Consider the following 25,336-nt stretch of genomic DNA (forward strand, 5'->3'; position numbering starts at 1 on the left):
GTTTATAAACGTAAAAGTGGCTAGTATCCCGCATTTCACAGGGGCGTATATCTCTGGTACAGAGTTAGCTCCGGACGCGCTTCGTACAGCAGGATTGATCGAGCAGTTGCAGCAGAATGGCTTGGAGGTGCAGGATGTAGGAAATCTGCATCTTCCCGATGAGTTGCCGCGCCATAATATTCCACCAGTTCGTAATTGGCCGGCTCCGCGTATGCTTTGGGATTTGCTGCAAAAGGACGCGCAAGAGTGGCTCAATACAGACGATTTTGTCTTGATGCTCGGCGGCGATTGCAGTTTGGTCGTTGCAACGGCGCAGGCTCATCAGGCTATTCATCAAGAGAAAGCGTATCTGCTGGTGTTAGACGGTCATCTGGATGCATTAGTGCCATCGGCTTCTCGCTGTATTGGGGCAGCAGGGATGGGATTGTGGTTTTTGCTTCAGGATCGTGGACAATGGATCGAACCAAGTGGCTGGGATGCAGAGCGAATCCGCCTTGTCGGCTGTCAGCAGATGCCAGCGGAGACGTTTGGCGTAGAGGTCATGACCTTGGCTCAGCTCACAGAAGGAAGTATTGTGGAACGAGTTTCTCATACGCTCCAATCGATCCCGCCTGATGCCAAAATCCTCGTTCATTTCGACGTAGATATCATGCACAAAGACGCGATGCCAGCGGCTTATTCTCCAAGTGATATTGGACTGTCTCTGTCGGAAGCCGAAGCATTAGTGGCGACTGTTCTACGAGATTCGCGCGTGACCAGTATGGAAATGACGGAATTCTCAGGCGCAAGGGATACCACTGGCGAGTATGCAAGGAGACTGGTAGAGTTGCTCGCTCGGGCACTAGCTGCACGTGCTTAAAGCCCTCTCATTTATGAAATAGTAAATTCGATAACGAGTGAGCTCGGCAGACCTGATTTCGTTCAGGCTGTCGAGCTCTTTTTTTGCGTGCTCCTCGTGAACCGAACGATTGTTTCTCGTGAATATTGAGTGAATCTAGGAAAATAAGGAGTGGAGCAGTTATGAAAAAAATGGCATTATGTGTGGCAGCATTGGCAGTCGTTGTATCAACGGGAATCCTCGTGTCCCCGTCGTTTTTCACAAGTAGTCCGGCAGCAGTGGTGAATGCAGCACCGTCTGTGAATACTAGCTTGTTTGTCTCGCAAAAGGCTGGAGATCCTGGAATTTTGCAAGCCGCTCAAAATGGATTTACCCAGCCGCTTGATCTGAAAGTGACCGATCAAGGCTTTATCTTGGAAGCAAAAGAGGTTCTGGCAGACCCGCTGCGCATCAGTATCATCGCCGGGGTAAAAGACAAAGACGGCAAGGCAACAGATGTGTATTGGGATAATTTCCACACCCCCACCCATGAATATCAAGAAATCACGATCAAGGATAAAGCGGGCAAGGTTTTACATAGCTCATCCCCCAATCAAGTGTCGTGGAAAACAAACCAGATAGGCGATTACATCCTGTTTGAACACGAGCTCAGAAGCTATTTTGACGATGGGAACAAGCTGCCGGACGAGCTGGTCGTAGAGTTCCACATGAAAAAGATGGGCAGTACCAAAGGCAACTGGCAGCTGTCGGTACCCGTGAACTTGAAAAAAGCAAAAGCTGCGACGAAAACAGTGGCTGTCAATCAGTCCCATACCTCTCTCCAAGGATTTCAGTTCGATTTGCGAGAGATTACCTTTGCACCGAGTGGAACAGAAGTGGTGATTGATTCGAATAACAAGGACTTCAGCTATCAGCTTGTCAATGAAAAGGGAGTCGTCCTTGGCGCATGGGACTCTGCAGTCGCTATCCATGATGAGAGCATTCAGAAAAACGTAATCAATACGATGAAATGGCGCGAGTCTGCTCCAGTGGAAAAAGGGCTGCGACAATTTCATTACTTCCACGACCTGAAAGAATCGAATGGTCTAACCTTTAAGCTGCATGCTGTTTATACAGAGGAAGAGCCAGGATTCAGCGTAAAACTGGACCCTGCCAGTGTGGGAGCAAAGCCAGTTACAGCAGAAAAGAATGGGACTCGCTTCACGTTTCACAAGGTATCTAAGGGCAGCGGAGAGGATCGCCACAACATCGAGTTTGAGGGGACGCTAGCGGAAGGAGTAGTGGGAATCTTCCCGTTTGATACATGGTACGTGACGGACGAAAAGGGCAAAAAGTACAGTGCGGTATGCCATATCGAGGAATCCGCCAATCAAAATGGACGGATGAAAGTAAGAGGGAATTTGGAAATCGAGGAGATGAAATCCTTGCCAAAGCAAATGACGATCACCTTTGACAGTATGTTGAAGGAGCATCGCGATGTGAGCTTTGCGGTACCTCTTTTGACAGGAAAATAAAATTTTTCAAAATAACGAGAAAGGATTTTCCAGCTCATTCGTATTAGTGGTGAATCAACCAAAACAGGAAGCTGCGCAGCATTCCCCACTGGCTGATCGGTGATAGATGGAGGAGTAGGAAAAATGCCGGACGATCGGGAATTGATCGAGCAAATCCAGGCGGGCAATCATCAGCTGTACAGTCAGATTATCGACAGGTACAATGGCAAGATCGTGACCTACTTGTACAAAATGATCGGTAACATGCCGGACGCACAGGATTTGGCTCAAGACGTGTTTACCAAAACCTTTTACCTATTGAAAGACTATCGGCCTGAGCACAAGTTTTCTTCATGGCTGTATCGCATCGCGAGCAATCATTGTCTCGATGAAATACGAAGACGCAAAAGGACGGAGCAGACCGCTATCGTAGAGGAACAGATCGTTGATCCAGAGACACCAGAAACCGCCCTGTTAAAAAAGGAACGGGACGCCCAGTTGGAACACAGTATCATGCTGCTGGATGAGGAGTATCGCGAGGTGTTCGTCCTGCACTACTTACAGCGTCTGTCGTATCGGGAAATCAGCGAGCGACTGTCTCTTACGGAGAGCGCTGTTCAAATGCGTTTGTTCCGTGCTCGTAAAGAGATGAAAAAAAGCCTGACGAAAACAATGGGAGGGGGAGATGTTCATGAAATGCTTCATGTTTAATCAATGGAAGCTCTATGCCAATGGCGAGCTCCCCCCTGCCGCAAGCAAAGGACTGGAACAGCATGCAGTAGAATGCCCACAATGTCAAATCAAGCTGCAAGAGTGGGTAGATCACATGCTGGAAGAGGAATTTTCCACTTATCCGGAAGTTCCTGTACCCGATACGTTTACGGACGAGGTCATGCGTAAACTGTTCGAAGCAGCTCCCGCACGCACGGCACGGAAGCGCTCCTCCCGAACCAGAAGACAAAGGGGCTGGGATATTGTGAAGAAGACAGGATTGGTAGTAGCAGGACTAACGGCTTTGGTCGTGACAGGTACGGTCGTTTCACCGACGTTTGCCAACTATGTGAATAGCTTGTTCCAGATTGAGAAGGATGCGGATAATGGCATGAAAAATGCTGTTGATAAAGGTTTTGTCCAAAAGCTTGAGCAAAAAGTAACCGATCAAGGGATTACTTTCGAAGCAAAAGAGGTGATGGCAGACTCGATGAGAATCGCCGTGATCTATGATGTGTACGACCAGAACGGCAAGCAAATTAAAATTGGTGAAGATGGACACCTACTGAATGCTTATCTGATTGATTCAACAGGGAAAGATTGGTTGGAAGACGATGGACCAACCTTGGGTGGTCACGGAAAGTATTTTATCGTAGAGCAGCCCTTAAACACTATTTTTGAATCTGCCGAAGCTACTCCGAATATGTTGACCTTAAAATTAGAACAGACCGAAATCGCAGGGAAAAAGGGAAAATGGTCATTGGAAATCCCGATCGATATGAAGAAAGCCAAGGAAGCGACCAAAACCGTTGTTTTCCAGGATACAGCTTTTCATTCACCACTGGGTATGGAGATTGAACTGGAAAAAATCGAATTTTCCCCGAGTGCGACCCGCCTGATGCTAGAAACTACTCTTGCTAAATCAGCTTATGTAGAAGTTGAACGGGAAATGGAAGAGGTAACCTTGGAAGGCGAGAGATCCAATATAACGGAAAAATACAAGGATCCCATTTTATCGGGGAACGATATTGCGTACGAAATTACAAACGAAAAAGGCGATGTCGTAGCTGCTTGGGATAATCCGTTTTTGGATGAGGGAATTACGAAGGAGAAGAATGTTCTCAGGTTAATGGGAGCGGTAGGCAGGTCACAAGGTGACTATGAGATGAAGTGGTGGCATACATTTGGCCCGATACAAGGGGAGCAAAAACTAAAGCTACAGCTCAAAAAAATTTATGAGAAAAAATGGGCTTCTTCTAAATTCGATCTTGCTCCAGCAGAATTAAACAAGAGATCAGCAACCTTCAAAGATGAAACAGGCAGTACCTTTACATTTTCGGCCTTTTCATTTGAGTCGGGTAGTGACAATAAGCCAGGTGTGGCTGTCTTGACAGTAGAAGGCACATTGGGGAAAGATGTAGTCAATACCCAATCTTGGGATGTAAAGGATGAAAATGGCCAGAGCCATCCGGTCCGTTTGAAAACCAATAGCACCAGAGACAAAGATGGACGAGTGCACGTCAAAGGTAAACTGGAAATTCCTCGTATGGAGAAACGACCAAAAAGTCTTTCGGTAACCTATAAGGAATATGCAGTGGAACACCCCGTAAATTGGGAAGTGCCGTTTGAAATCAAATAGATGAAAGACAGACAGGGGAAGAGGCTGACAGAGGCCTCTTCTTTTTTATTTCGATAAGTGATTATAGAATTTTTTAAAAGTAGAGAAAGGTTTTTCCAGCAATTCCGTATTAGCTTATGAATCAACCAAAACGGAAGCTGCGCAGCATTCCCCGCTGGCTTGATCTGTGATAGATGGAGGAGTAGCAAAATGCCGGACGATCAGGAACTAATCGAGCAAATCCTGGCTGGCGATCATGAGCAGTACAGACAAATTGTTGACAGATACAAGGGCAAGATCGTTGGCTATTTGTACAGGATGATCGGCAACATGCCAGACGCACAGGATTTGGCTCAAGACGTGTTTATCAAAACCTTTTATCGTTTACACGACTATCGGCCTGAGTACAGGTTTTCTTCATGGCTGTATCGAATTGCGAGCAATCATTGTTTCGATGAAATGCGAAAACGTAAACGGACAGAGCAGGTAGAAATCGATGAGGAGCAGCTGATTGACCCAGACACGCCAGAGACGACTTTGTTGAAAAAAGAACGGGACGCCGAGCTGGAACGCAGCATCATGCTACTGGATGAGGAGTATCGGGAGGTATTCGTCCTGTTTTACCTACAGCGACTGTCGTATCGGGAAATCAGCGAGCGACTGTCTCTCTCGGAGAGCTCCGTTCAGATGCGATTATTCCGTGCCCGCAAAAAGATGAAGGACAGCCTAGAGAAAACGATGGGAGGGGGAGCTATTTATGAAATGCTTCATGTTTAATCAATTGAAGCTATACGTAAACGATGAGCTGGCCCCTGCCGAGAGCAAAGGATTGGAGCAACATGTGGAAAATTGCCCACAATGCCAGAAGTACCTGCAAGAGTGGGTAGAAGGCATGCAAGAAGTGGATTTTTCCGACATTCCAGATGCTCTTGTACCCGATACGTTTACAGATGAGGTCATGGATAAGCTGTCTGATGCAGTTCCTCCACGTTCTACGCGAAAGCACTCCTCCCGAACCAGAAGACAAAGGGGTTGGGATATTGTGAAGAAGACAGGATTGGTAGTAGCAGGACTTACCGCGTTGGTGGTGACAGGAACGGTTGTATCACCTACGTTTGCGAATTATGTGAATAGCTTGTTCCAGATTGAAAAAAATGCGGATAGCGGTATGAAAAATGCTGTCAATAAAGGCCTTGTCCAAAAGCTGGAGCAAAAAGTAACCGATCAAGGAATTACGGTCGAGTTAAAAGAGCTGTTGGCTGACTCGATGAGGATCGCAGTCATCTATGATGTGTACGACGAGAGCGGTAAGAAGATTGAAGATCATAATTTGAATGCGAAGCTAATTGATCAGAACGGTAAGGATTGGTTTGAGGATGATGGAGGAGATAATTGGGGAAGTCATGGAGAGTTTTTCATCACAGAGCGATTTTTGAACGAAATCTTCGAATCAACTGAGGCGACTCCTGACCAACTGACCTTGCATTTAGAACAGACAGAAATCGCAGATAAGACAGGAAAATGGTCATTGGAAGTTCCGATCGATATGAAGAAAGCCAAGGAAGCGACGAAAACGGTTGCCTTCAAGGATACTGTTTTTCAATCGCCGCAAGGGCTTGGGATTGAGCTGAAAAATATCGAATTTTCCCCGAGTGCGACACGGGTCATGCTGGATACCACTTTCCCAAAATCAGCTTATTTGGAGGTTGAACGAACGTCGATCCTGTACGATCGGAAAAATCCGCAAGGCGCCATTGTCACAGAAAAAGAGCGTGATCCTGCTTTTTCGGGAGAGAATATGATGTACGAAATCACCAATGAAAAAGGGGATGTGGTAGCCGCTTGGGATATGAAATCATTAGATGATGAGCTTGATAACAAGGAGAATGTTCTTTTCACACCAAGAACAGAAGAAGAAGCGGAAGAAAGACCAGAAGGCGATGTCTTGAATTGGTGGCATACATTTGGCCCGATACAGGGAGAACAAAAATTAAAGCTTGAGCTAAAGAAAATTTATGAGAAAAAGCTGGCTTCGCCTACATTTGATCTGGTTCCAACAGAACTAGACAAGAAAGCTGCGACTTTCAAGGATGAGACAGGCAGTACCTTTACATTCTCTTCTTTTGCATGGGAGCCAGGTAACGGCGAAGATCTAGGTGAGGCCGTAATGACCATAGAGGGTACATTAGGAAAAGGCATAGTCGAGAACCGCGATTGGTCTGTAAAGGATGAAAATGGGAAGACTTACGCTGCGTCAGTGAGCACGGAAAGCACAAGAGACAAGGACGGACGGGTACAGATCAAAGGTGAGATCTCGATTCCGCGCTTGAAGCAACAACCGAAAAAGCTCACGGTATCCTACGCTACCTATATGATGGAACACGACGTGAAGTGGGAAGTACCGATTGAAATCAAATAGTTCAAAGAAAAGGAAGAGGCCGACAGTGGCCTCTTCTTTTTCATCACAGGAGCTGGTTTTTATGATTTGTGTACGTAAGGCCCCAACTGTTGACGAGTAAAGGTATAACGGGAATTTTCGTCCTTTAGCCAAATATTCCCCTTCACAATGAGAATGTACACCGCAACGATGAAGTAGCCCGTCCCAATGAACCAGTCTGATGTGGTTACCATGCCAGTGGAAATAATGTGCCTGATATACCATACCCCGATCGGGATGTGGAAGAAAATCACGGCGAACAAGCCCGGATTGTAGAGCGTTTTCGCTTTTAGATTCGCAAAAACTCCATGCCAGATAAACTGAAAGAAGCCCATGAGAATCGGTGCCAAGCCGAGCCAGATGACCGTTGGGAACAAGAGGGGAACCAGATAAAAGACATAGGCAATAACGAGGTTGATGATCATCGCAGACTGTGGATTCAGCGGGTAACGCTCTGGATGGCTGCTTTTGAAAATCAAACCGTTAAACAGTCCGGCAAAATATCCGGGCCAACGATACTCTTCATACTGATGAACAAGGATGGCGATGAAGCTTAGCCACAACAGCCGCTCGATAATAGGAATGGTACCCCATTGAATCATCAAATACAGACCAACGCCAACTGCCACTAGCAGACCGAAATCAGACCAGTATTTTCGCAAAAAGCCCATCTGTCTCTCCCCCTATTTCTTATTTTTCATGAAAATAGCGTGCGAATAACAAATCAATCTGTTGTTCTACGGAAGCTATCTCGATGCCAGCGCCTGTAGACAATATTGATTTGAGCAATGCTGGCAGAAAAATCGCTCCGAACAACTGCATGATCATCATCATGAGAACCTCATGGTTTTCTTCGTGGGTAATTTCCTTCAAAACTCTCTCAATCTTCACAAATCCGATGCTTTTGAGGAATTGACCGTACTCATATTGCGAAGTAAATACAGCGCCACCAAGTGAGAAGATTCGCGAAACCAGCTCGGGATATTGCTGGATGATCTGCACGTAGCTCATTAAAAACTGCTTGAGTCGTTCTTGGGGAAGCAGAGATGTGTTATCCAAGATATCAAATGTAGCTGTAAAGCTGCCTAGAAAAGCGCTGAGGGCTTCATTGATGAGCCTATCCTTGGAACCGAAATAGTAGTTAACCAAAGCAACGTTGGTACCGGAATCCGCTGCGATTTTCCGCACGGTTACACTCTCGAAGCCCTCCATCTTGATCAAATCCAGTGTCGATTGCAAAATTTTTGCTTTCGTTTCGGTGTTTTTGTCTGCCTGTGACATGACCAACCTCCTTTTGAATAGAAGCAAAATGCTTTGTTAAACGACGTTTTAAACGTTGTTTAATTTTATGGTATCAGCTTCCACCCAAGAAGGCAATGATTTATTGGCACATCAGCGGAGCTTTTCGCGTATACCTAATAGGCAATGGGAAAGAGGTGACCACATATGAGCGGATGGCTCGCACTCCTGCTCGTTTCCCTGGCCATCAGCATGGACAGTGTCAGTGTAGGATTGACGTATGGTTTACGGAACATGAGAATGCCCTTTTTGTCGCTCGTTGTCGTTTCCGGTTGTTCGTTTGCTGTTGTCTATGGTGTCATGCTTGTAGGCTCATCCCTCACCGAATGGTTAACACCCGAGATTGGCCAGTATATTGGAGCTGCGGTCTTGATCCTCATGGGTTTGTTTACTCTGTGGCGGCTGATTGAGACAAGGTCAGGGACAGAGGTTCAGGAGTCTACTGCTGCGAGCAACAACGCCGTTGTAGCCGAAGAAAAACAGGAAGAGCAGGAACCCATCGTATTATTGTCGCAGTTCCGTATTTTTGGTGTGATGATCCAGATTTTAAAAGATCCGTCCAAAGCCGATACTGACCGTTCTGGGCATATTATGGGCTGGGAGGCCGTCATGTTGGGGCTTGCTCTGTCTTTGGATGCTTTCGGCGCAGGCATCAGCCTTACGTTTTTGGGATACTCGCCACTGCTTGTCGCACTCTGTATCGCAGTGATGAGTGCCTTGCTTCTTGTGGTAGGAATTGCTCTCGGCAGCCGTGCAGGAAAAGCCAGCTGGCTGACGCGGCTCACCTGGCTGCCGCCGATTTTGTTGATTTGCATTGGTGTAGCCAAAAGTTTGAAATAACCGACAAACTAACACGGACCCGTCCAGATAAATGGACGGGTTGTTTTATTTTCTAGCTCGTCTGCATACACATGAAAATGAGTGAGATGTGGATGGAGGAGATGTAGGTGGATACACAGCCAATTCGAAAATGGTACACGCTGGCGGCGGCCGACGTGACCGAAGCCCTTCATAGTGATGCTGCGCAAGGGTTGACTCAGCAGGAGGCGGAGCGGCGACTGGCTAAACAAGGTGCCAACCAGTTGGCTGAACAAAAGCGAAAGCCTCTCTACTCGGTCTTTGTTGATCAGTTCAAGGATTTTATGGTACTCATCCTGTTTATCGCAACATTGATCTCGTACTTCCTCGGAGAGTACTTGGATGCGATTGCGATTATTGCGATCATCCTCATTAACGGCATCCTCGGCTTTATTCAGGAGGCCAAGGCTGAGCGATCCTTGCAAGCGCTAAAGGAGCTGGCATCCCCGATGGCGCGTGTCATCCGAGGTGGGAACATTTCTATGATACCGGCTTCGCGGCTGGTACCTGGTGACCTGGTGCAATTGGAGGCTGGGGATCGTGTTCCCGCAGATTTGCGTTTGCTTTTGGCCAATCGGCTAGAGGTAGAGGAGTCTGCATTGACAGGAGAGTCTGTTCCCGTCGGAAAAAACGTGAAAAGACTGGAGACAGCCCAGGCCTCCACTGTACCGCTTGGCGACCAAAAAAATCTCGCTTTCATGGGCACGATGGTGACCGGAGGAACAGGGAGCGGTATCGTCGTAGCGACAGGGATGAGCACAGAAATTGGGAAAATCGCGCACTTGATGAATACAGCGGAAGAAGCAGAAACGCCTTTGCAGCTGCGCTTGGAGCAAATGGGCAAAATTCTCGTGGTCGTCGCACTGCTGTTGACGATTGTGGTCATTGCTGCTGGTGTCTGGCATGGTCATGAGCTGTTTACGATGTTCCTGGCCGGGGTGAGTCTCGCAGTTGCGGCGATTCCCGAAGGCTTGCCAGCGATTGTGACTGTCGCGCTAGCGCTTGGCGTCCAGCGGATGATCCGCCGCAATGCGATCGTACGCAAGCTGCCATCAGTCGAGACGTTGGGCTGCGCCTCTGTTATTTGCTCCGACAAAACAGGGACCCTGACTCAAAATAAAATGACAGTTACCGAAGTGTGGCACAGCGATTCCACGTATGAGGTGAGCGGTAGCGGCTACGCACCAGAGGGAGCCTTTCACTACCTGGGGAAAATGGTATCTCCCGCCCGTGACGGGGCTCTCACGCAAATGATCCGAATCGCAGACCGATGCAACAATGCCCGTTTGACATGCGAGGAGCAAAGCACGCGCAATCTGCTTGGGATGGGCAAGGCATCACGCTTTTGGCAAGTCATAGGCGACCCGACTGAAGGTGCTCTCAAGGTGCTTGCCGCGAAGGCATTGGGCGGCAATACAGAGCGTACCACCCCAAAGAATCAGGGACAGCGTGTGGAGGAGCTCCCCTTTGATTCTGACCGCAAAATGATGTCCGTCGTCGAAAAGGGGATGGACGGTGTGTATTCCCTGCTGACCAAAGGCGCGGCGGAGGCATTGCTGGCGAGATCGACACATATTTTGTGGAAGGGTGAGCTCATTCCACTCTCCGCAACGCTTCGTCACCAGGTACTGGAGCAAACGGAACACATGGCGGGCAAAGCGTTGCGCGTACTAGGCTTCGCCTATAAGACACTGCAAGGCTATCGCCCGGGACAGCCGATTGGCTCTCTGGAAAACAATCTTGTCTTTGTCGGATTGGCCGGGATGATCGATCCACCGCGTGAAGAGGTACGTCCAGCGATCGATCTTTGCCATCAAGCTGGGATCAAGACAGTCATGATTACAGGCGACCACAAGGTGACAGCAGAAGCAATCGCCCGTCAGATTGGTTTGATGCGTGGCTACGGAGAAGTATTGGAGGGGCGGGAGCTGGATGGCATGTCAGATGAGCAACTCGCAGAGTATGCGGAGCGAGTGACTGTCTATGCCCGTGTGTCTCCTGAGCACAAGCTTCGGATTGTCCGTGCCCTGCAAAGTCAAGGACATGTTGTCGCCATGACCGGGGACGGTGTCAATGATGCTCCTGCGATCAAGACCTCAGACATTGGGATCGCGATGGGGATTACCGGTACGGATGTGACGAAGGAAGCGGCCGATCTCGTGCTGCGCGATGATAACTTCGCCACGATTGTTGCCGCCGTCGAGGAAGGGCGTAACATCTATGACAACATTCGAAAATTCATCCGTTATTTGCTGGCGTCCAACGTAGGCGAGATTCTCGTCATGTTTTTTGCAATGCTCCTTGGGCTTCCTTTGCCTTTGGTGCCGATCCAGATCTTGTGGGTCAATCTCGTGACAGATGGTTTACCGGCCATGGCGTTGGGCATCGATCAGGCGGAAAAAGATACGATGTATCAGAAGCCGCGCAACAAGGCAGAGAACATATTCAGCCGAGGCTTGGGCTGGAAAATTATTAGCCGTGGCTTTCTCATCGGGGCCATGACGCTGCTCGCGTTCTGGCTGACTCTCAAAGAGAATCCGAATGACTTGGTGCATGCCCAAACGGTCGCTTTCGTCACGTTGGTGATGGCGCAGCTGATTCACGTTTTCGATTGCCGGAGTCAATACAGTGTTTTTCACCGCAATGTATTTGAAAACAAATACCTCGTTTGGGCCGTACTTTCGTCGATCGTGCTCGTGATCGGTGTCGTATACATGGAGGCACTCCAGCCGATCTTCAAAACGACGGATCTGAATCTGCGCGATTGGGCATTAATTTTGGTCACGGCGGGAGTTCCTACGTTTGTCGCGGGAATCGGTGGGGTGCTTACCGGCAGCAGACAGCGCACAAGCAAAGAAAAAAAACCAGCTATGCGTACGGTTCGTCCTGACTAACCGAGCCGCCAAAGGGGAGAGGGGGCCATCGTGCGTGTGAGAAGGGGAGGATGGAAAAGACGCAGAAGGAGAATTTTTGCTGGGATCCTGCTAATCATTGTGGTATTGATTGTTTTGTTTATCGTTGTGGAACGCAGGGTGGAGCCGACGTTGATGCTGATTGCCCAGGCCAAGGCAGAGCAGGTCGCCAAGCTCGCGATTACCGATGCAGTCACCAAACGCATGACCCAGCAGGGTGTCGACGTCAACGAAGTTGTCATCATGGAGAAGGACGAGAGTGGTAGCATCAAAGCGGTGAATTTTAATTTCAAAGAGTATTCCCGGATTGTGGGGGAAACGACAGCCCGTATTCAAAATCGCTTGAAGGAATTCGAGCAGGAGCACGTCCAGACAACCATACCACTAGGCTTGGCTACCAAAAACGTCTTTCTGGAGCACATTGGGCCTGATATTCCGGTGTCGTTCGTTCCGATTGGTGCGGTCAAAACCAAGCTAGAAACGAAGCTGAAGCAAGCGGGAATCAATATGGTGCTGGTGACGGTCTACATTTATGTGGAAGTCGATCTGCGGGTCATTATTCCTTTTGCAACCAAACAGCAAACAGTCACCACGGAAATCCCAGTCTCCGAAGCCCTGATCGTCGGCAAGGTACCGACTTATTTGTACGACAATCCATCCGGGAAGCCCGATGTACCGATGCCGCGAACGGACCAAGTCCCAAGCAACCCGATCCCAAGCCAGCCGTGATGTTTTTCGCTTATACATGAAGGATTTACACATCTATGAAAATTTTGTTGAAACGTTTCTGAAAGGGTGCCGTCCAATGAATAGAGACACACAAAAACAAACAAGCACATTGGAGGCATAAACAATATGAAAACAATCCGTACAGGTATGATGACAATCGCGGCACTGGCCGCTTTGGGAACTAGCGTGGTATCTGCAACCTCCGAACCAGTAAAAGAACTTTCTGTTAACATAAACGGTCAAGCAATCGCACAAGATGCGATCTTCGATAAAGGTCAACAAACCGTACTGGTTCCACTTCGTCCTGTTGCTGAAGCTCTTGGTTTCAAAGTAAGCTGGAACGACAAGGAAAAAGCAGCAGAAGTGCAAAGAGGCGCGATCACCAGCTACGCAAAAGAAGGAGAGGATCGCTATCCTTTCGCAAAAATGTACAAAACGCTGGGAGCAGAGCCTCGCGTACTGAATGGCAGCACCTATGTGCCAGTTAAATTCGTAGACGAAATCCTGCAAGCAGACGTGAATGTAACCGATGATACAGTGACTGTAGTGGAGGACGAAATCGCTCCTATGCGCACAGGTACCATTACGAACATCAACAAATCCGATAAAGGCTACTCGGTTACACTGAACATCTATGAGTCTGGCATCATCCTGCACCTGACAGCAGACACCAAAATTACGGATGAAGCTGGTAAAGTACTGAAGCCAGAAGACTTGAAGCTGGGTATGGCCGTAGATGCTACGACCGAAAAATTCATGGCGATGAGCCTGCCGCCACAAACAAGTGCGCTCAGCATTACGGTAAAAGGCGGCTTGGAGACTCAGGACATCCTGGGAACAGCGGGAAAAGTAGCGAGCATCTCTGCTGACAAAGATGGCAACTACAAAATGCTCGTAGAGGGTCGCGGTATTACCGGAACCTCCCAAGAAAAAATCAACCTGAACATTACCGAAAAAACGGTGATCATCAATGCGCGAGACAACAAGGTACTCTCGCCAGCTGAACTGAAAGAGGATATGCAAGTAGTTGCCTTCTACGGCCCAATGATGACGAAGAGCCTGCCGCCTATCGGCACTGCTGAAAAAATCGTAGTAGAGTAAGAGGAAGTACGGGATGGCATTTGCTGTCCCGTTTTCTTATGTTCAGGGAATTCCCTGATACACTTTCTTTTATGGAAACTTTACAATAACGTTAGGATGATTGTCTCAAAAGGAGGAGCCATGGGTACGTCGAGTGAAGTGCTTTCCCTGATGCAGTCCATCTTTGCCAACGTCAGCGATGCGATCCTGGTGATTGATCAGGAGGGACGAATCGTAAAAGCCAATGCTGCGTTGGAGCAGATGACGGGCTGGACAGAAGAAGAGCTGATTCGAGATAAACATATTTGCGAGCTGTGTCTCGGAATGGCAACGTGTATGGAAGAAACGAGCTGCGCGGATTGCTTTTTTAAGCGCGTGCAAATGCCTTCATTCGAAATGAGGCTCCGAACGAAATCGGGTGTGGATTACCCTGTCGCTGCCAGCTCAGCGAGGCTAGAGGATGAATCGCAGGGGAAGCTGGTCATGATTTTGCGTGATATGTCTGCGCAACAGCGAGTGGAAAAAGAGCGCTACCAGTACAAGCTGACGAATTTTGCGATCCAAGCACAAGAAGAAGAGCGAAAGCGCATCGCCCGGGAGCTGCATGATGGCGTAGGGCAGGCGCTTTATAGTATTTTAGTGGGACTAAACGTAGTCAGACAACGAGAATTGAGCGAGCCGGTTATGCAGCATGTCGCGGAATTAGTGAATATGACTTCCAAGGCGATGGAGGAAGTGAAGCGTATGGCACTGGAGCTGCGTCCATCTGCACTGGATGATCTCGGTTTACTGCCTGCCTTACGTTCGTTGATGAAACGGGTGGAAAAGACGTTTCACATCCAGGTGGAGCTGCATGTTCAGGGGGAAAAACGCAGATACTCCGCTGCGATGGAAACAGCACTGTACCGGATTGTACAGGAAGCCATGACTAATACGGCAAAATACGCAAAGGCGAGCCATCTAGGAATCATGTTCGAGAATAGGGAGAAGGAAATTGTCGTCACGATTGTGGATGACGGTGTAGGATTTGAAGTAGAGAAAACATTGAAAATCGGCAAAGGTCTCGGAGTGTTTGGCATGAAGGAGCGTGCCCAGCTGCTTGGTGGTACCGTTGATATTCGCTCCGCACCCGAGGAAGGAACGACGGTGATCGTCCGAATTCCGGTGCCGAAGGAGGGGGTAGAGGATGAGCATTCGTGTCTTGATCGCCGATGATCATGCGATTGTACGCTCTGGGCTGGGGATGCTGATCAACGCTCAGGAGGACATGGAAGTCGTCGGATATGCGGCTGACGGAAAAGAGGCATGTGAAAAAGCATGGGAAGTCCGGCCCAACGTCGTCCTGATGGATTTGAGCATGCCGCCTGGGGAAAACGGCTTGACGGCAACGGCCAGACTGAAGGAAACGGCACCAGACATTCAGGTGCTCGTGCTTACGATGCATGATGACGAGGAATACTTGTTTCGGGTACTGCAAGCTGGTGCTGCCGGCTATATTTTAAAAAGCGCCCCTGACCTCGATTTGATCACGGCGATCCGCTCGGTCAATCAGGGCATGGCGTATTTGTATCCATCTGCGACGAAATCTCTGATCGAGGAATTTCTGCAAATGGTCAAGAACGGTGAAGAGCAGGCCAAGTACGACATCCTGACTGATCGGGAAAAAGAAGTGCTGGTCTTGATCGCAAAGGGCTTCAGCAACAAGGAAATTGCCGAGCAGCTCACTGTTTCCGTCAAGACGGTAGAATCGCATAAAGCGCATATTATGGAAAAGCTCCACCTGCGTACGAGGCCTGATTTGGTGCGGTATGCGATTAAGAAGGGCTGGCTGGATTTTGAGTAAGGACGATCCCAACACGGGGTCGTCTTTTTTTGTGTCGAACCTGTGACCAAAAATGGTCATAAAAAGGTCGAAATCAGGGGTTTCCCGGAACATTTTAGGGGATTTCCCCGAATTACTTCCAAGGGGTTCCAGCGTTAGAATGAAGGCGTGAAAACTACACCGCGCCCGTGAGGCACGTAGGAAAGGAGAAGAGCGCGATGGAGACGCAAGTTAACAAGGCGGAGAAAGGCAAGAAATCAAAATCCAGCAAGCTGCAAACGGACCAGGAAGACTTGAAGGGAACGTTTGTCGCGGTTCTGATCGTCGGAGGTATCATTCTAGTCGGTTGGTTGGGTGTATTTGGGCTTTTCCTGGATAGGGCGTAATAAGGAAGTAAAGGAGGGTACTTATGCATTTGCATCGATATGAAAAAATCTGGTTGATGCTTGGCGCAGGCGGTTTGGCCTTATTTATTGTATTATTGTGCGTCAATGCGTTTGCCATGGGGATGGCTCCGCCAAGTAATATGGAAATGATTGATCCGGAGAAGGTTACGGAGACGCCTCCTTTTGATAAACCAGGCTTGAAACAGGTAGGAGACAACGAATACGACGCTTACATGACAGCATTTGCTTTCGGCTTCTCTCCGACCAAGATGGAAATACCAGTTGGCGCAACGGTGAATTTCCACGTCACAAGTCCAGACGTTATTCACGGATTCCAGATTCCAGAGACCAACATTAACTTCATGGTTCTGCCTGGACACATCAGCTCGGCGACACACACGTTTGACAAGCCAGGTGAGTATTTAATCCTTTGTAACGAATACTGTGGCGCAGGTCATCAGGTAATGGCGACCACAATTATTGTGAAATAAAGGTAGGTGAATCCTATGGTAATCGCACGGAAGGTCGAAGATACACTCCCCCATGTCCCGGTTCAGCGTTCTGCGGCAAGGCTTAGTTTGGCCTATGTGTGGGTAGCTTATATTGCATTCGGTTTGGCAGCTGTGGCTGGGATGGTGCAGGGCATGGTTCGCGGTGGAATCATGGAACTACCGAGCTGGACAAATTACTATCAAATTTTGACCGCTCATGGCGTGTTGATGGCACTTATTTTTACCACGTACTTCATCGTCGGATTTATTTTCTCAGGAGTCGCCCGCACGACAGGTGGTTCCTTGCACGGAGCCGCCCTGAAATTTGGATGGGCCGGCTGGATTCTCATGACGCTAGGGACGTTGATGGCTGTTGTCACCATTCTGTTGAATGAAGCCTCTGTCCTTTATACGTTCTACGCACCACTGAAAGCATCTCCGTACTTTTACATTGGTTCTGCCTTGCTCGTAGTAGGCAGCTGGCTAGCGGGATTCGGGGTTTTTGCCAGCTATCGCAAATGGAAACGCGAAAATAAAGGGAAAACGTCTCCGCTGTTCCTCTACATGGGAGTCACTACTTACATTTTGTGGATTACTGCGACGATTCCTGTAGCGGTGGAGGTTCTGTTCCAACTCATCCCGTGGTCACTCGGGTTGGTTCCGACGATTAATATCATGCTCAGCCGTACGCTGTTCTGGTTTTTCGGTCATCCACTCGTTTATTTCTGGCTATTGCCTGCTTATATGGCTTGGTATGTATGTTTACCAAGAATCATTGGCGGTCACATCTTCAGTGATTCGCTCAGTCGACTCGCTTTTATCTGCCTGCTGTTGTTCTCGATTCCTGTCGGGTTCCACCACCAATTGATGGAGCCGGGTATCTCACCAGCATGGAAAATGATCCACGTGACACTGACGCTGATTGTTGTAATCCCGTCTTTGATGACAGCCTTTTCGATGTTTGCCATTTTTGAAACAACTGGACGTAAAAAAGGAGGAGTTGGACTTTTCGGTTGGTTCAAAAAACTGCCTTGGACAGACGTACGTTTCTTTGCTCCATTTGTAGGGATGCTGTTCTTCATTCCTGGCGGAGCTGGGGGAATTATTAACGCAAGTAACCAGATTAACGCGGTCGTGCACAATACGATTTGGGTTACCGGTCACTTCCACATCACGGTAGGGGCTGCTGTTGCGCTCACCTTCTTCGGTGTCACCTTTTGGCTAATTCCAGCATTGACCGGAAGGCAGTTGACCAAGACTGCGAATCGGATGGGAATGGTGCAGACGGTATTCTGGGCAGTAGGAATGTTCTTGATGTCGCTCGCTATGCACACGATGGGCTTGCAAGGGGCGCCACGCCGCACGGACTACACAACGTATATGGATCACCCGTTAGCTCTGGGCTGGATGGATTACCAGCGCCTGATGGCTTTTGGTGGAGGACTGTTGTTCGTATCTGCGATTCTCTTGATCCTGATCTTGCTGTATCTGACTTTCTACGCACCAAAAGGGAATACAGAATATCCGATTGCCGAGACAGAGACAACGCAAGAAGTTCCAAAAATTTTGGAGCGCTGGCCAGTTTGGATCGGATTGGTCGCCTTCCTGATTATTCTCGCGTACGGTTATCCGATTTTGCAACAAATTCAGCACCAAGCACCAGGCTCGCCTCCTTTTGTGACTTGGTAAGACGATACGTATGAAAAAGCCGCTCATTCCATTTGGAAGCGAGCGGCTCTCCTATTTTTATGGTTCGTATATCATCTTGCGGGTCATTCCGCCATCTATAATCAGCTCAGTACCCGTAATGAAATCGTTGTCCTTTTGTGTCAAAAATAGACATGCACGGGCAATATCGTCGGGTGTTCCTACGCGACCTACCGGATGCTGGGCATGATCACCGGGACGAAGAGCGGCATAATCGCGGTGCTCAATCCAGCCGGGAGAGATCGCGTTGACGCGAATCCCATCGGGGCCGAGTGAGACACCAAGCGCATGTGTTAAGGATAAAATGCCTCCTTTGGAAGCCGCGTATGCCTCCGAGTGTGGCTCGGACATGTGCGCCCGCGTCGAACAAAGATTAAGGATCGCGCCTCCACCATGGCGACGCATGATTTTGGCTGCTTCTCTCGATGCGAGAAAAACACTGCGCAAATTCGTGTTCAAAATATGGTCCCATGCTTCAACGGTCAGTTCATAGGGAGATTCCCATACAGACAAGCCCGCGTTGTTGATCAAGGCATCGAGTCGCCCCCAGCGTTCATCGACGGTTCTCATCAATTGTTCGATCTGCGCTGGTACGCTGACGTCGATGTGCTCGAAGTGTGCAGTACCTTTCACTGCTTCTGTCGAGTTGATTAGCGATGCCGTTTCCTCTCCCGCAGCACGATTGTACTCGGCGATGACGACATGTGCTCCTTCGGTAGCATACATGGTGGCGACAGCCCGTCCGATACCTTGGCCACCGCCAGTGACGATGACAATGTTATCCGTGTATTTCATCGAGAGTGCCTCCAAACAATAGGGTATGAAGCGAATTGTAAAAAGTGATTGCAAAATGTTTGTAACGATAATAAAGTAAGTAGTATCTTTTTAACAGCGTACTATACAGTATGGAGGAGATTCAATCATGAATACAGAACTGAAAATTACCGCTGAACAGGTAATGGAAGCCCGTCACAGCGTACGTAAATACGATCCGAATGGAAAAATTCCACAAGGCGAGCTGAACGAAATTCTGCGTCTTGCAGCAAGTGCGCCATCGGCTTGGAATTTGCAGCATTGGCGTTTTCTCGTCGTAACTGATCCTGCGATCAAAGAAAAACTGCTCCCAATCGCATACAACCAGCAGCAGGTAGTGGATGCTTACGCTACGATCATCATTCTCGGCGATTTGGAAGCTTATAAGTCTGCTCGCCCTGTTTATGACGAAGCATTGGCAAAAGGTTACGTTACAGAGCAAGTGCGGGAGAACATGATCGCACAAATCGAAGGGGCGTACAATAACAACCCGGAAATCGCGCGTGATGAAGCAATCCGTAATTCATCCTATGCAGCGATGCAGCTCATGCTGGCGGCAAAAGCAAAAGGATACGACACGTGCCCAATGGGTGGATACAACCGTGATGCGCTCATTAAAGAGCTGAACATCCCATCCCGCTATTTGCCAACACTCATGCTGACTTTGGGGAAAGCAAGCGTGCAAGCTTATTCGACTTCCCGTTTCGGCTTGGATCAATTGGTTATTCAAAATAGCTTCTAATAGCGTGTTCCAACAGCAAAAAACTCATCCACGCCACATATATATGCGGCAAGGGTGAGTTTTTTCCGTTGCTTCATTGTGCAAGTTTGCTTTTTCCGAAGCGTCAATCAAAGATTGAACGTATATCAACTAACATGTTATATTGGAGATATGATATGATATACTCTATATCGTATAAGGTTTTTTCTTAATGGATTCGGATATAAATAAAACCGTAGGTGTTCCCGCACCCACGGTTACTTCAATAGACGTTCCTACAAGGGAGCGGCTCCATATGTGTTACAGTGAAAAGACCGCCGCCTGGCCTCGCAAGCTCAAGGGCGGTCTATTTCTTTTTGAGGTAAGTAAGCAGCGCCAAAATGAACATGCCAAACATAAACATAAGCGTCAGCGCTTGATAAACCTCCACCAGCATCACCCCCTCGTTTTTAGACATGAGAGAGTGAGCCGACCACCCTTGAGAGATCTCGTTCTATTGAATTACCTTAATTTTACGAAAAGTGATAAGGAAAGACAATGAAAATACCTGATAGAAATATTACCGGGAACAAGCGAAAGTGACGAGTCAATTCCTCTTATACTTTCTCACGAAAAAAGGCAGGGGAGCGATTCGCTCTTCCTGCCTTATTGATTCGCCAACAACGGTAAATCGACCATAATCGATGTTCCTTGACCAAGGGCACTGCTGACCGAAAACCGCCCGGCATGGAGCTGAATGATCTCTTTGCAGATTGCCAATCCCAGACCACTGCCGGAGAGTTTGGAGCGTCCTTTGAAAAACTTTTCTGTGACATGCGGCAAGTCTTCCGGGTTAATGCCTTCGCCAGTATCCGTGACGGTGACAAGAAGCCTATCAGCTGACAAGGAAGCTGCGATAACGATCGAGCCATTTTGTGGCGTGAATTTTAATGCGTTATCCAATAGATTCACAAATACTTGCTTCAGCCGATTCGGGTCTCCCATAACGATAAGTGGGGTGGGGGGAGTCTCCAGCTTCAACTCGATTTGTTTTGCATGGGCACGTACTGAAAATTGAAGATGCAAATCTTGGAGAAGCTCCCGGACATCCATGGGCACACGAGACAATTTCATCTCACCGGATTGAAACTTCGAGAAATCGAGCAATTCCTCGACGAGCCCGATCAAACGATCTGTCTCCTTGGAGATGACCTCCAGACCGAGCATCGTCTCCTCAGGTTCTTCCAAACCACCCGAAATGAGTGTTTCGCCCCACCCTTTAATCGACGTAAGTGGGGTGCGCAGCTCATGGGAGACAGAGGAGATGAAGTCATTTTTCAGCTTTTCGTTTTTCCCGATCTCCGTTGCCATGTAATTGAAAGTATCCGCGAGAGTTCCTACCTCATCATCGAATCGTTTTGGAGCGCGGACAGAAAAATTTCCTTCTGCCATTTGTTTAGCCGCGTTGGTTAAATCTTCGATAGGGTCAACGATTCGTTTTGCCATGAGCAGGCTGAGTGCAAAAGCCAGGATGACTACGCCTGTCCCAACGCCAGCGCCGTACAAGGCAATGCGATTTACTGCTTGGTAGAGCGGTTCAGCAGAGATCGTGTACCGCAGAACACCTACAAATTCTCCGCTGTACGTAAGCGGGTTGGACACCGCGATGACGCGCTCCCGCGACTGTGGACTTTTCCCGATGTAGAGACCACTTTGCCCCTTGAGGGCATCCATCACATCAGGGGTATTGATAATCTCGCTGGTCTGAAAGCCGTAGGAGTTGAGAATGACCTTTCCCCCTGGGTCCAAGACCTCAATTTTGGCGTATTCCTGATTCGAAACATTCTCCAAAATGTATCGTGCTTTGTCTTTTAACCGATAGCCAGTGGCATACTTGTTAATAAAATTGGTGAAAGTCGTGCTGCGGGTCACTAATGCTTCGGTCGCAGTCCCGATGTAATACGTATGAACGGCCCAGTAAAACAGTCCCTCCAAAAGCAACACGATCAGAAGGAGGATCAGGCCGAAATGAAGAACCAGCCTACTCTTAATGCCTTTCATCTGGGACGTCCTTTCGCCACAGGTAGCCATACCCCCAGACTGTCTCCAGGAAAGCTGGATGAGCCGGATCGTCCTCGATTTTTTGCCGGATTCGGCGGATATTCACATCAACGATTTTTAAATCCCCGACAAAAAATTGACCCCAAACTGCTGTCAAAATCTCGTCCCGACTGATGGCTTTGTTCGCATTTTCTGCGAGTAATTTGATGATGGCAAATTCTTTTGGCGTGAGGTCAATTTCTTGTTCCGTCCGAATTAGCTTTCGTTCATCGAGCAATAGTCTGAAGGGGGCAATGTTAATTTCATTTTTGTCCTCGGCTTCAGGGATGGGTGTCAATCTGCGGTGCAACGCTTTGACACGGGCCAGCAGTTCCGCAGGGCTAAACGGCTTGGAGACGTAATCGTCCGCCCCGAATTCGAGACCCATGACTTTGTCCAGCTCCTGGCTTTTCGCCGTCAACATAATGATCCCGAGACGCGGATATTTTTTTCGTAGCTGCCCACATACTTCGAAGCCATCAATGCCGGGGAGCATGACGTCGAGAATTGCGATGACGATGTCCGTTTGTTGATCTGCGAGATCAAGTGCTTCTTCTCCGGTGCCAGCCTCGATCACCTCATAGCCCTCGCGTTTGAGATTGATGCGCACAAAATCCCGGATGGATTTCTCGTCTTCCAGTAATAGAACCTTCATTGGGCAAATCTCCTTGATAAGGATTTACTATTTCACTTTATTCCCGGTTCGTCATCGGTTTGTAGAGCTGACGAATCTCCTCCGCGGTAAGCTGCATGGATCGATATTCCGCGAGAGCAGCCTTTCCAAGGGTAGGGGTTGTTTGCGGTAAAATGGCGATCAAAACTTGTTTGCCCTCTTCCTTCAGCAAAATGTAGGGAACTTGCTTTTGCTTCAATCCGCTCTCAAATTTGATCCATTCGTTTTGTGGAATGCTTTGCAGCGTTAGTAATTCCGCCTTATTTTTCCCATTCGCACCGTAATATTGGAATCGGACTAGAAGTGGATTCGTATCATGGTTGATGGAGATGGTGTACTTTTCGCCCCATTTTGCCGGAATCTTGAGGTCAAAGCCCTGTGAGTAATTTTGATAATGATCCTCGATGTGTTTCAAGCCCGTTTTCCCGTCCCATTGGAAGTAGGAGGAGACCCAAGGGATTTCTGCCATGGCTAAATCCTCTGTCCCAGCGGGTTGTATCTTTGTGCCGATCTCGATGATGCCATCACCGTTGATATCTTCACTTTCCAAAGAATACGGCTTGAAGGTCAGGTCCATCTCTCCTTCTATTTTTGCCAAAGGGTTGGACAGTTGTCCATTGTCCCAGAGGAGTAGTTCAGTGGAAGCAGAGTGAGCACCTAATCCAGCATCAATAAATAGTCCGTTTCGGGTTGGTGATGCTTTTCCGATGATAGCCTGATAGTAGCCATTCACATATCCGTCAAGGGCTAGCTCCGTCTTTTTGGCGATTGTGCCGTTCGCCGCCCCATACAGCTCGGCTTTGGATGTGAAGTTATTTTTATCGAGAACAACGAGAGCGAGATCCTCCTGATTATCTCCTGTCAAATCGCCTACGGCCATAATGGTATAGGGCTGCTTCATCAATTCCTGGGTCATATTATTCGCTAGCGAATAAACGGAGAGCTCCTTGTTCAAATCTTCGCCGCCGCCCATTCCAATCAGCATTTCTGGAATTTTGTCCCCTGTGAGATCTTGAAAGGAGACGTAATCCAATTCACTGCCGACACCCGTAAAGGAGGAGAGCTTTTCCCAGTTTCCTTGCTTTTGGGTAAGCACAAGCACACCGATTTCATAATCGGTTTTTTCGGTTTTGTAAAAAGCGACGACCTCTGCAACCCCATCTCCGTTTAGGTCCTGTAGGGAGACGGCACTGGCTTCTGCGGGATGAAGAGGAACAGATAATTGTGACCCAGCCGGCAAAAATTGCATGACGGCCTGATTGATCGATTTTTGATCGCCGTCTGCTGACGGGGCGCGCATCAATTCATTGGGTGTATCTGTGAGTCCGCAACCGCTAACAAGCGAGGCGCAGAGTGCTGTCGTTACGAGCCAAGCCTTTTTCATTTCAAATGTTCCTTTCTATTGCTGCATCCATTTGACTATATTGTAGCTTGCCCATCCCGCAAATTTGTTGCAAAACGGTAAAAAAACCCGTTTTTGAGCTTTTCATGAACGAACGAACATGCTCTAAGCTACCTTATACAGGAAAAAAGTGCGAGAGAACAGGGAACATTGTACTAGCAACAATTGACCTAGCAAATTCGTTTAAAAATGTAGGATAGGAGTTGGATGTTATCTATACGAAGGAGGAGAATAGGATGAAAGCATGGCATAAAACAATGGCGGCAGTTCTTTGCAGCGGCACGGTTCTCATGGCTTCGGGTGTTGGGGCTGACCCAGTTCAAGCGACGGGCACCCAATCACAAGCATTTGCGCCGGTAGTCTTATTGCAACCAGAGCAAAATATCCCGTTCACCATACAATTTGTCGATGGATTTGTGGCAAAAGTAACGAACACAAAAACAAAAGCGACGAGTACAGTAGATATATCGGACAATAAGGCTACGTACGTGAAGCAAGGGATTTATCATGCCAATGGAAAGCTGCAAAAGGCAACCAATGGATATACAGAAAAGCTGGTGGAGCTGGTGCCCTTCCGGGATGCGAAAGGCAACCTGCGTTACATGGGCAAGCAAATCCTGCATGGACTGAACACAGAGGATCGTTTAGCAGTGGCGACAAGTGTGTGGAACGTCGTTGACAAACAACCGCAGCTTTTACAGGTAACGGTTCAAAAAGCAGACTGGGACAATATGCCGTCGACAGATGTGACGATCAATAGCGGCTTCAGTATGAGCAGCGATAGTACCTTTGTCCTCGACACGAAGTATGCAGACGTGACAGGGGACAACATCAAGGATCACATTTTCCTTGTAGGCGATAAGATGGGCGTATCGATGAATCAGACGGCCCATAACCTGCGTGTCGTGGTTCGGGAAGGGAAGGATAATCAGCAGACGTTTATCTCTGTAGGAAAGCACGACAGTGGTATTCTTCCGAAGCTCGCCATTACAGATGGTAATGCCGATCAGGTGAAAGACATCCTCGTCACAATGCCGACTGCGACAGGTCATGTGTATAGTCAGCTTACGTGGAAAGAAAATCGCCCGCAGCCAGTCGTCGACCAGGGGAAATTAAATGATCGTCAGGCGTACCAGCCAGTCATTGGGGTTTATGGTGAAGCGGTTGGGATGAATAAGGCAAAAAAACAATAGGAGAGTAGGCGTGGACGAAATCAGTCAGAGTGAAATCTGGCTGATTTTTCTTCAGTTTATTAAATCGTAATAAT

24 protein-coding genes are annotated in these 25,336 nt (G+C 48.3%); 17 read left to right on the plus strand and 7 right to left on the minus strand.

What is annotated here, in order from left to right; all coding sequences use genetic code 11:
- Window positions 1–16: 16 nt before the first annotated feature.
- From BBR47_RS02235 to BBR47_RS02260, 6 genes are all read left to right on the plus strand, one after another.
- Complete coding sequence (locus BBR47_RS02235; RefSeq protein WP_012684137.1) at window positions 17–859, plus strand: arginase family protein; 843 nt, start codon at window positions 17–19, stop codon at window positions 857–859.
- Window positions 860–1,020: 161 nt separating this feature from the next.
- On the plus strand, window positions 1,021–2,352 hold the full coding sequence (locus BBR47_RS02240) for a DUF4179 domain-containing protein (protein ID WP_012684138.1): 1,332 nt from the start codon (window positions 1,021–1,023) through the stop codon (window positions 2,350–2,352).
- 123 nt (window positions 2,353–2,475) lie between these two features.
- Window positions 2,476–3,042, plus strand: coding sequence for an RNA polymerase sigma factor (locus BBR47_RS02245; protein WP_012684139.1), 567 nt, complete (start codon window positions 2,476–2,478; stop codon window positions 3,040–3,042).
- Window positions 3,023–4,681, plus strand: coding sequence for a DUF4179 domain-containing protein (locus BBR47_RS02250; protein WP_012684140.1), 1,659 nt, complete (start codon window positions 3,023–3,025; stop codon window positions 4,679–4,681). Before BBR47_RS02245 ends, BBR47_RS02250 begins: the two co-directional genes overlap by 20 nt.
- 189 nt (window positions 4,682–4,870) lie before the next feature.
- Window positions 4,871–5,437, plus strand: coding sequence for an RNA polymerase sigma factor (locus BBR47_RS02255; protein ID WP_007728877.1), 567 nt, complete (start codon window positions 4,871–4,873; stop codon window positions 5,435–5,437).
- Window positions 5,418–7,079 (plus strand): DUF4179 domain-containing protein, encoded by a 1,662-nt coding sequence (locus tag BBR47_RS02260; RefSeq protein ID WP_012684141.1) that lies wholly within the window; start codon window positions 5,418–5,420, stop codon window positions 7,077–7,079. The genes BBR47_RS02255 and BBR47_RS02260 overlap by 20 nt, the downstream gene beginning before the upstream one ends.
- 59 nt (window positions 7,080–7,138) lie before the next feature.
- On the opposite strand, the gene BBR47_RS02265 is transcribed toward BBR47_RS02260, so the two are convergent.
- Window positions 7,139–7,768: an HXXEE domain-containing protein gene (locus BBR47_RS02265; protein WP_012684142.1), complete on the minus strand. Its 630-nt coding sequence runs from the start codon at window positions 7,766–7,768 to the stop codon at window positions 7,139–7,141.
- A gap of 19 nt (window positions 7,769–7,787) precedes the next feature.
- Window positions 7,788–8,378 (minus strand): TetR/AcrR family transcriptional regulator, encoded by a 591-nt coding sequence (locus BBR47_RS02270; RefSeq protein WP_012684143.1) that lies wholly within the window; start codon window positions 8,376–8,378, stop codon window positions 7,788–7,790.
- A gap of 165 nt (window positions 8,379–8,543) precedes the next feature.
- Here BBR47_RS02270 and ytaF point away from each other — a divergent pair, with 165 nt between their 5' ends.
- The 9 genes from ytaF to BBR47_RS02315 all read left to right on the plus strand — a co-directional run bounded on the left by ytaF (window position 8,544) and on the right by BBR47_RS02315 (window position 18,363).
- A complete protein-coding gene (gene ytaF, locus BBR47_RS02275; RefSeq protein WP_012684144.1) occupies window positions 8,544–9,236 on the plus strand; it encodes a sporulation membrane protein YtaF in 693 nt (230 codons plus the stop codon).
- Between the two features lie 107 nt (window positions 9,237–9,343).
- On the plus strand, window positions 9,344–12,148 hold the full coding sequence (locus BBR47_RS02280) for a calcium-translocating P-type ATPase, SERCA-type (protein WP_012684145.1): 2,805 nt from the start codon (window positions 9,344–9,346) through the stop codon (window positions 12,146–12,148).
- 30 nt (window positions 12,149–12,178) lie between these two features.
- Window positions 12,179–12,895, plus strand: a complete 717-nt coding sequence (yunB, locus tag BBR47_RS02285; RefSeq protein WP_012684146.1) for a sporulation protein YunB — start codon at window positions 12,179–12,181, stop codon at window positions 12,893–12,895.
- 126 nt (window positions 12,896–13,021) lie between these two features.
- Window positions 13,022–13,996, plus strand: a complete 975-nt coding sequence (locus BBR47_RS02290; RefSeq protein WP_012684147.1) for a copper amine oxidase N-terminal domain-containing protein — start codon at window positions 13,022–13,024, stop codon at window positions 13,994–13,996.
- Between the two features lie 120 nt (window positions 13,997–14,116).
- A complete protein-coding gene (locus BBR47_RS02295; RefSeq protein WP_026133877.1) occupies window positions 14,117–15,190 on the plus strand; it encodes a PAS domain-containing sensor histidine kinase in 1,074 nt (357 codons plus the stop codon).
- Window positions 15,162–15,818 carry a response regulator transcription factor gene (locus BBR47_RS02300; protein ID WP_012684149.1) on the plus strand — a complete coding sequence of 219 codons (657 nt, stop codon included), beginning with the start codon at window positions 15,162–15,164 and terminating at the stop codon, window positions 15,816–15,818. Before BBR47_RS02295 ends, BBR47_RS02300 begins: the two co-directional genes overlap by 29 nt.
- A gap of 197 nt (window positions 15,819–16,015) precedes the next feature.
- On the plus strand, window positions 16,016–16,183 hold the full coding sequence (locus BBR47_RS30760; protein ID WP_012684150.1) for a hypothetical protein: 168 nt from the start codon (window positions 16,016–16,018) through the stop codon (window positions 16,181–16,183).
- A 23-nt stretch (window positions 16,184–16,206) separates the two neighbouring features.
- Window positions 16,207–16,674 (plus strand): cytochrome c oxidase subunit II, encoded by a 468-nt coding sequence (locus tag BBR47_RS02310; RefSeq protein WP_012684151.1) that lies wholly within the window; start codon window positions 16,207–16,209, stop codon window positions 16,672–16,674.
- Between the two features lie 15 nt (window positions 16,675–16,689).
- On the plus strand, window positions 16,690–18,363 hold the full coding sequence (locus BBR47_RS02315; RefSeq protein WP_012684152.1) for a b(o/a)3-type cytochrome-c oxidase subunit 1: 1,674 nt from the start codon (window positions 16,690–16,692) through the stop codon (window positions 18,361–18,363).
- Between the two features lie 57 nt (window positions 18,364–18,420).
- Here the strand turns inward: BBR47_RS02315 and BBR47_RS02320 are convergent, their stop codons facing one another.
- The gene (locus tag BBR47_RS02320; RefSeq protein ID WP_012684153.1) at window positions 18,421–19,176 is read right to left on the minus strand and encodes an SDR family NAD(P)-dependent oxidoreductase; all 756 of its coding nucleotides are present in this window, start codon (window positions 19,174–19,176) and stop codon (window positions 18,421–18,423) included.
- A gap of 127 nt (window positions 19,177–19,303) precedes the next feature.
- On the opposite strand from BBR47_RS02320, the gene BBR47_RS02325 reads away from it, so the two are divergent.
- On the plus strand, window positions 19,304–19,936 hold the full coding sequence (locus BBR47_RS02325) for a nitroreductase family protein (protein ID WP_012684154.1): 633 nt from the start codon (window positions 19,304–19,306) through the stop codon (window positions 19,934–19,936).
- Window positions 19,937–20,261: 325 nt separating this feature from the next.
- Here the strand turns inward: BBR47_RS02325 and BBR47_RS31870 are convergent, their stop codons facing one another.
- The 4 genes from BBR47_RS31870 to BBR47_RS02340 form a co-directional block, all read right to left on the minus strand.
- Window positions 20,262–20,372: a putative holin-like toxin gene (locus BBR47_RS31870; RefSeq protein ID WP_012684156.1), complete on the minus strand. Its 111-nt coding sequence runs from the start codon at window positions 20,370–20,372 to the stop codon at window positions 20,262–20,264.
- A 188-nt stretch (window positions 20,373–20,560) separates the two neighbouring features.
- Window positions 20,561–21,955, minus strand: coding sequence for a sensor histidine kinase (locus tag BBR47_RS02330; protein ID WP_041749213.1), 1,395 nt, complete (start codon window positions 21,953–21,955; stop codon window positions 20,561–20,563).
- Entirely contained in the window at window positions 21,942–22,649 is a 708-nt protein-coding gene (locus BBR47_RS02335) for a response regulator transcription factor (RefSeq protein WP_012684158.1), read from the minus strand. The genes BBR47_RS02330 and BBR47_RS02335 overlap by 14 nt, the downstream gene beginning before the upstream one ends.
- Before the next feature lie 37 nt (window positions 22,650–22,686).
- The gene (locus BBR47_RS02340) at window positions 22,687–24,051 is read right to left on the minus strand and encodes a hypothetical protein (protein WP_012684159.1); all 1,365 of its coding nucleotides are present in this window, start codon (window positions 24,049–24,051) and stop codon (window positions 22,687–22,689) included.
- A gap of 254 nt (window positions 24,052–24,305) precedes the next feature.
- Between BBR47_RS02340 and BBR47_RS02345 the strand changes: the two genes are divergently transcribed.
- Window positions 24,306–25,262: a hypothetical protein gene (locus BBR47_RS02345; RefSeq protein WP_012684160.1), complete on the plus strand. Its 957-nt coding sequence runs from the start codon at window positions 24,306–24,308 to the stop codon at window positions 25,260–25,262.
- The last annotated feature ends 74 nt before the right edge of the window (window positions 25,263–25,336 follow it).

Origin of the sequence: Brevibacillus brevis NBRC 100599, from assembly GCF_000010165.1 — a bacterium.
Taxonomy (GTDB): Bacteria; Bacillota; Bacilli; order Brevibacillales; family Brevibacillaceae; genus Brevibacillus; species Brevibacillus brevis_D.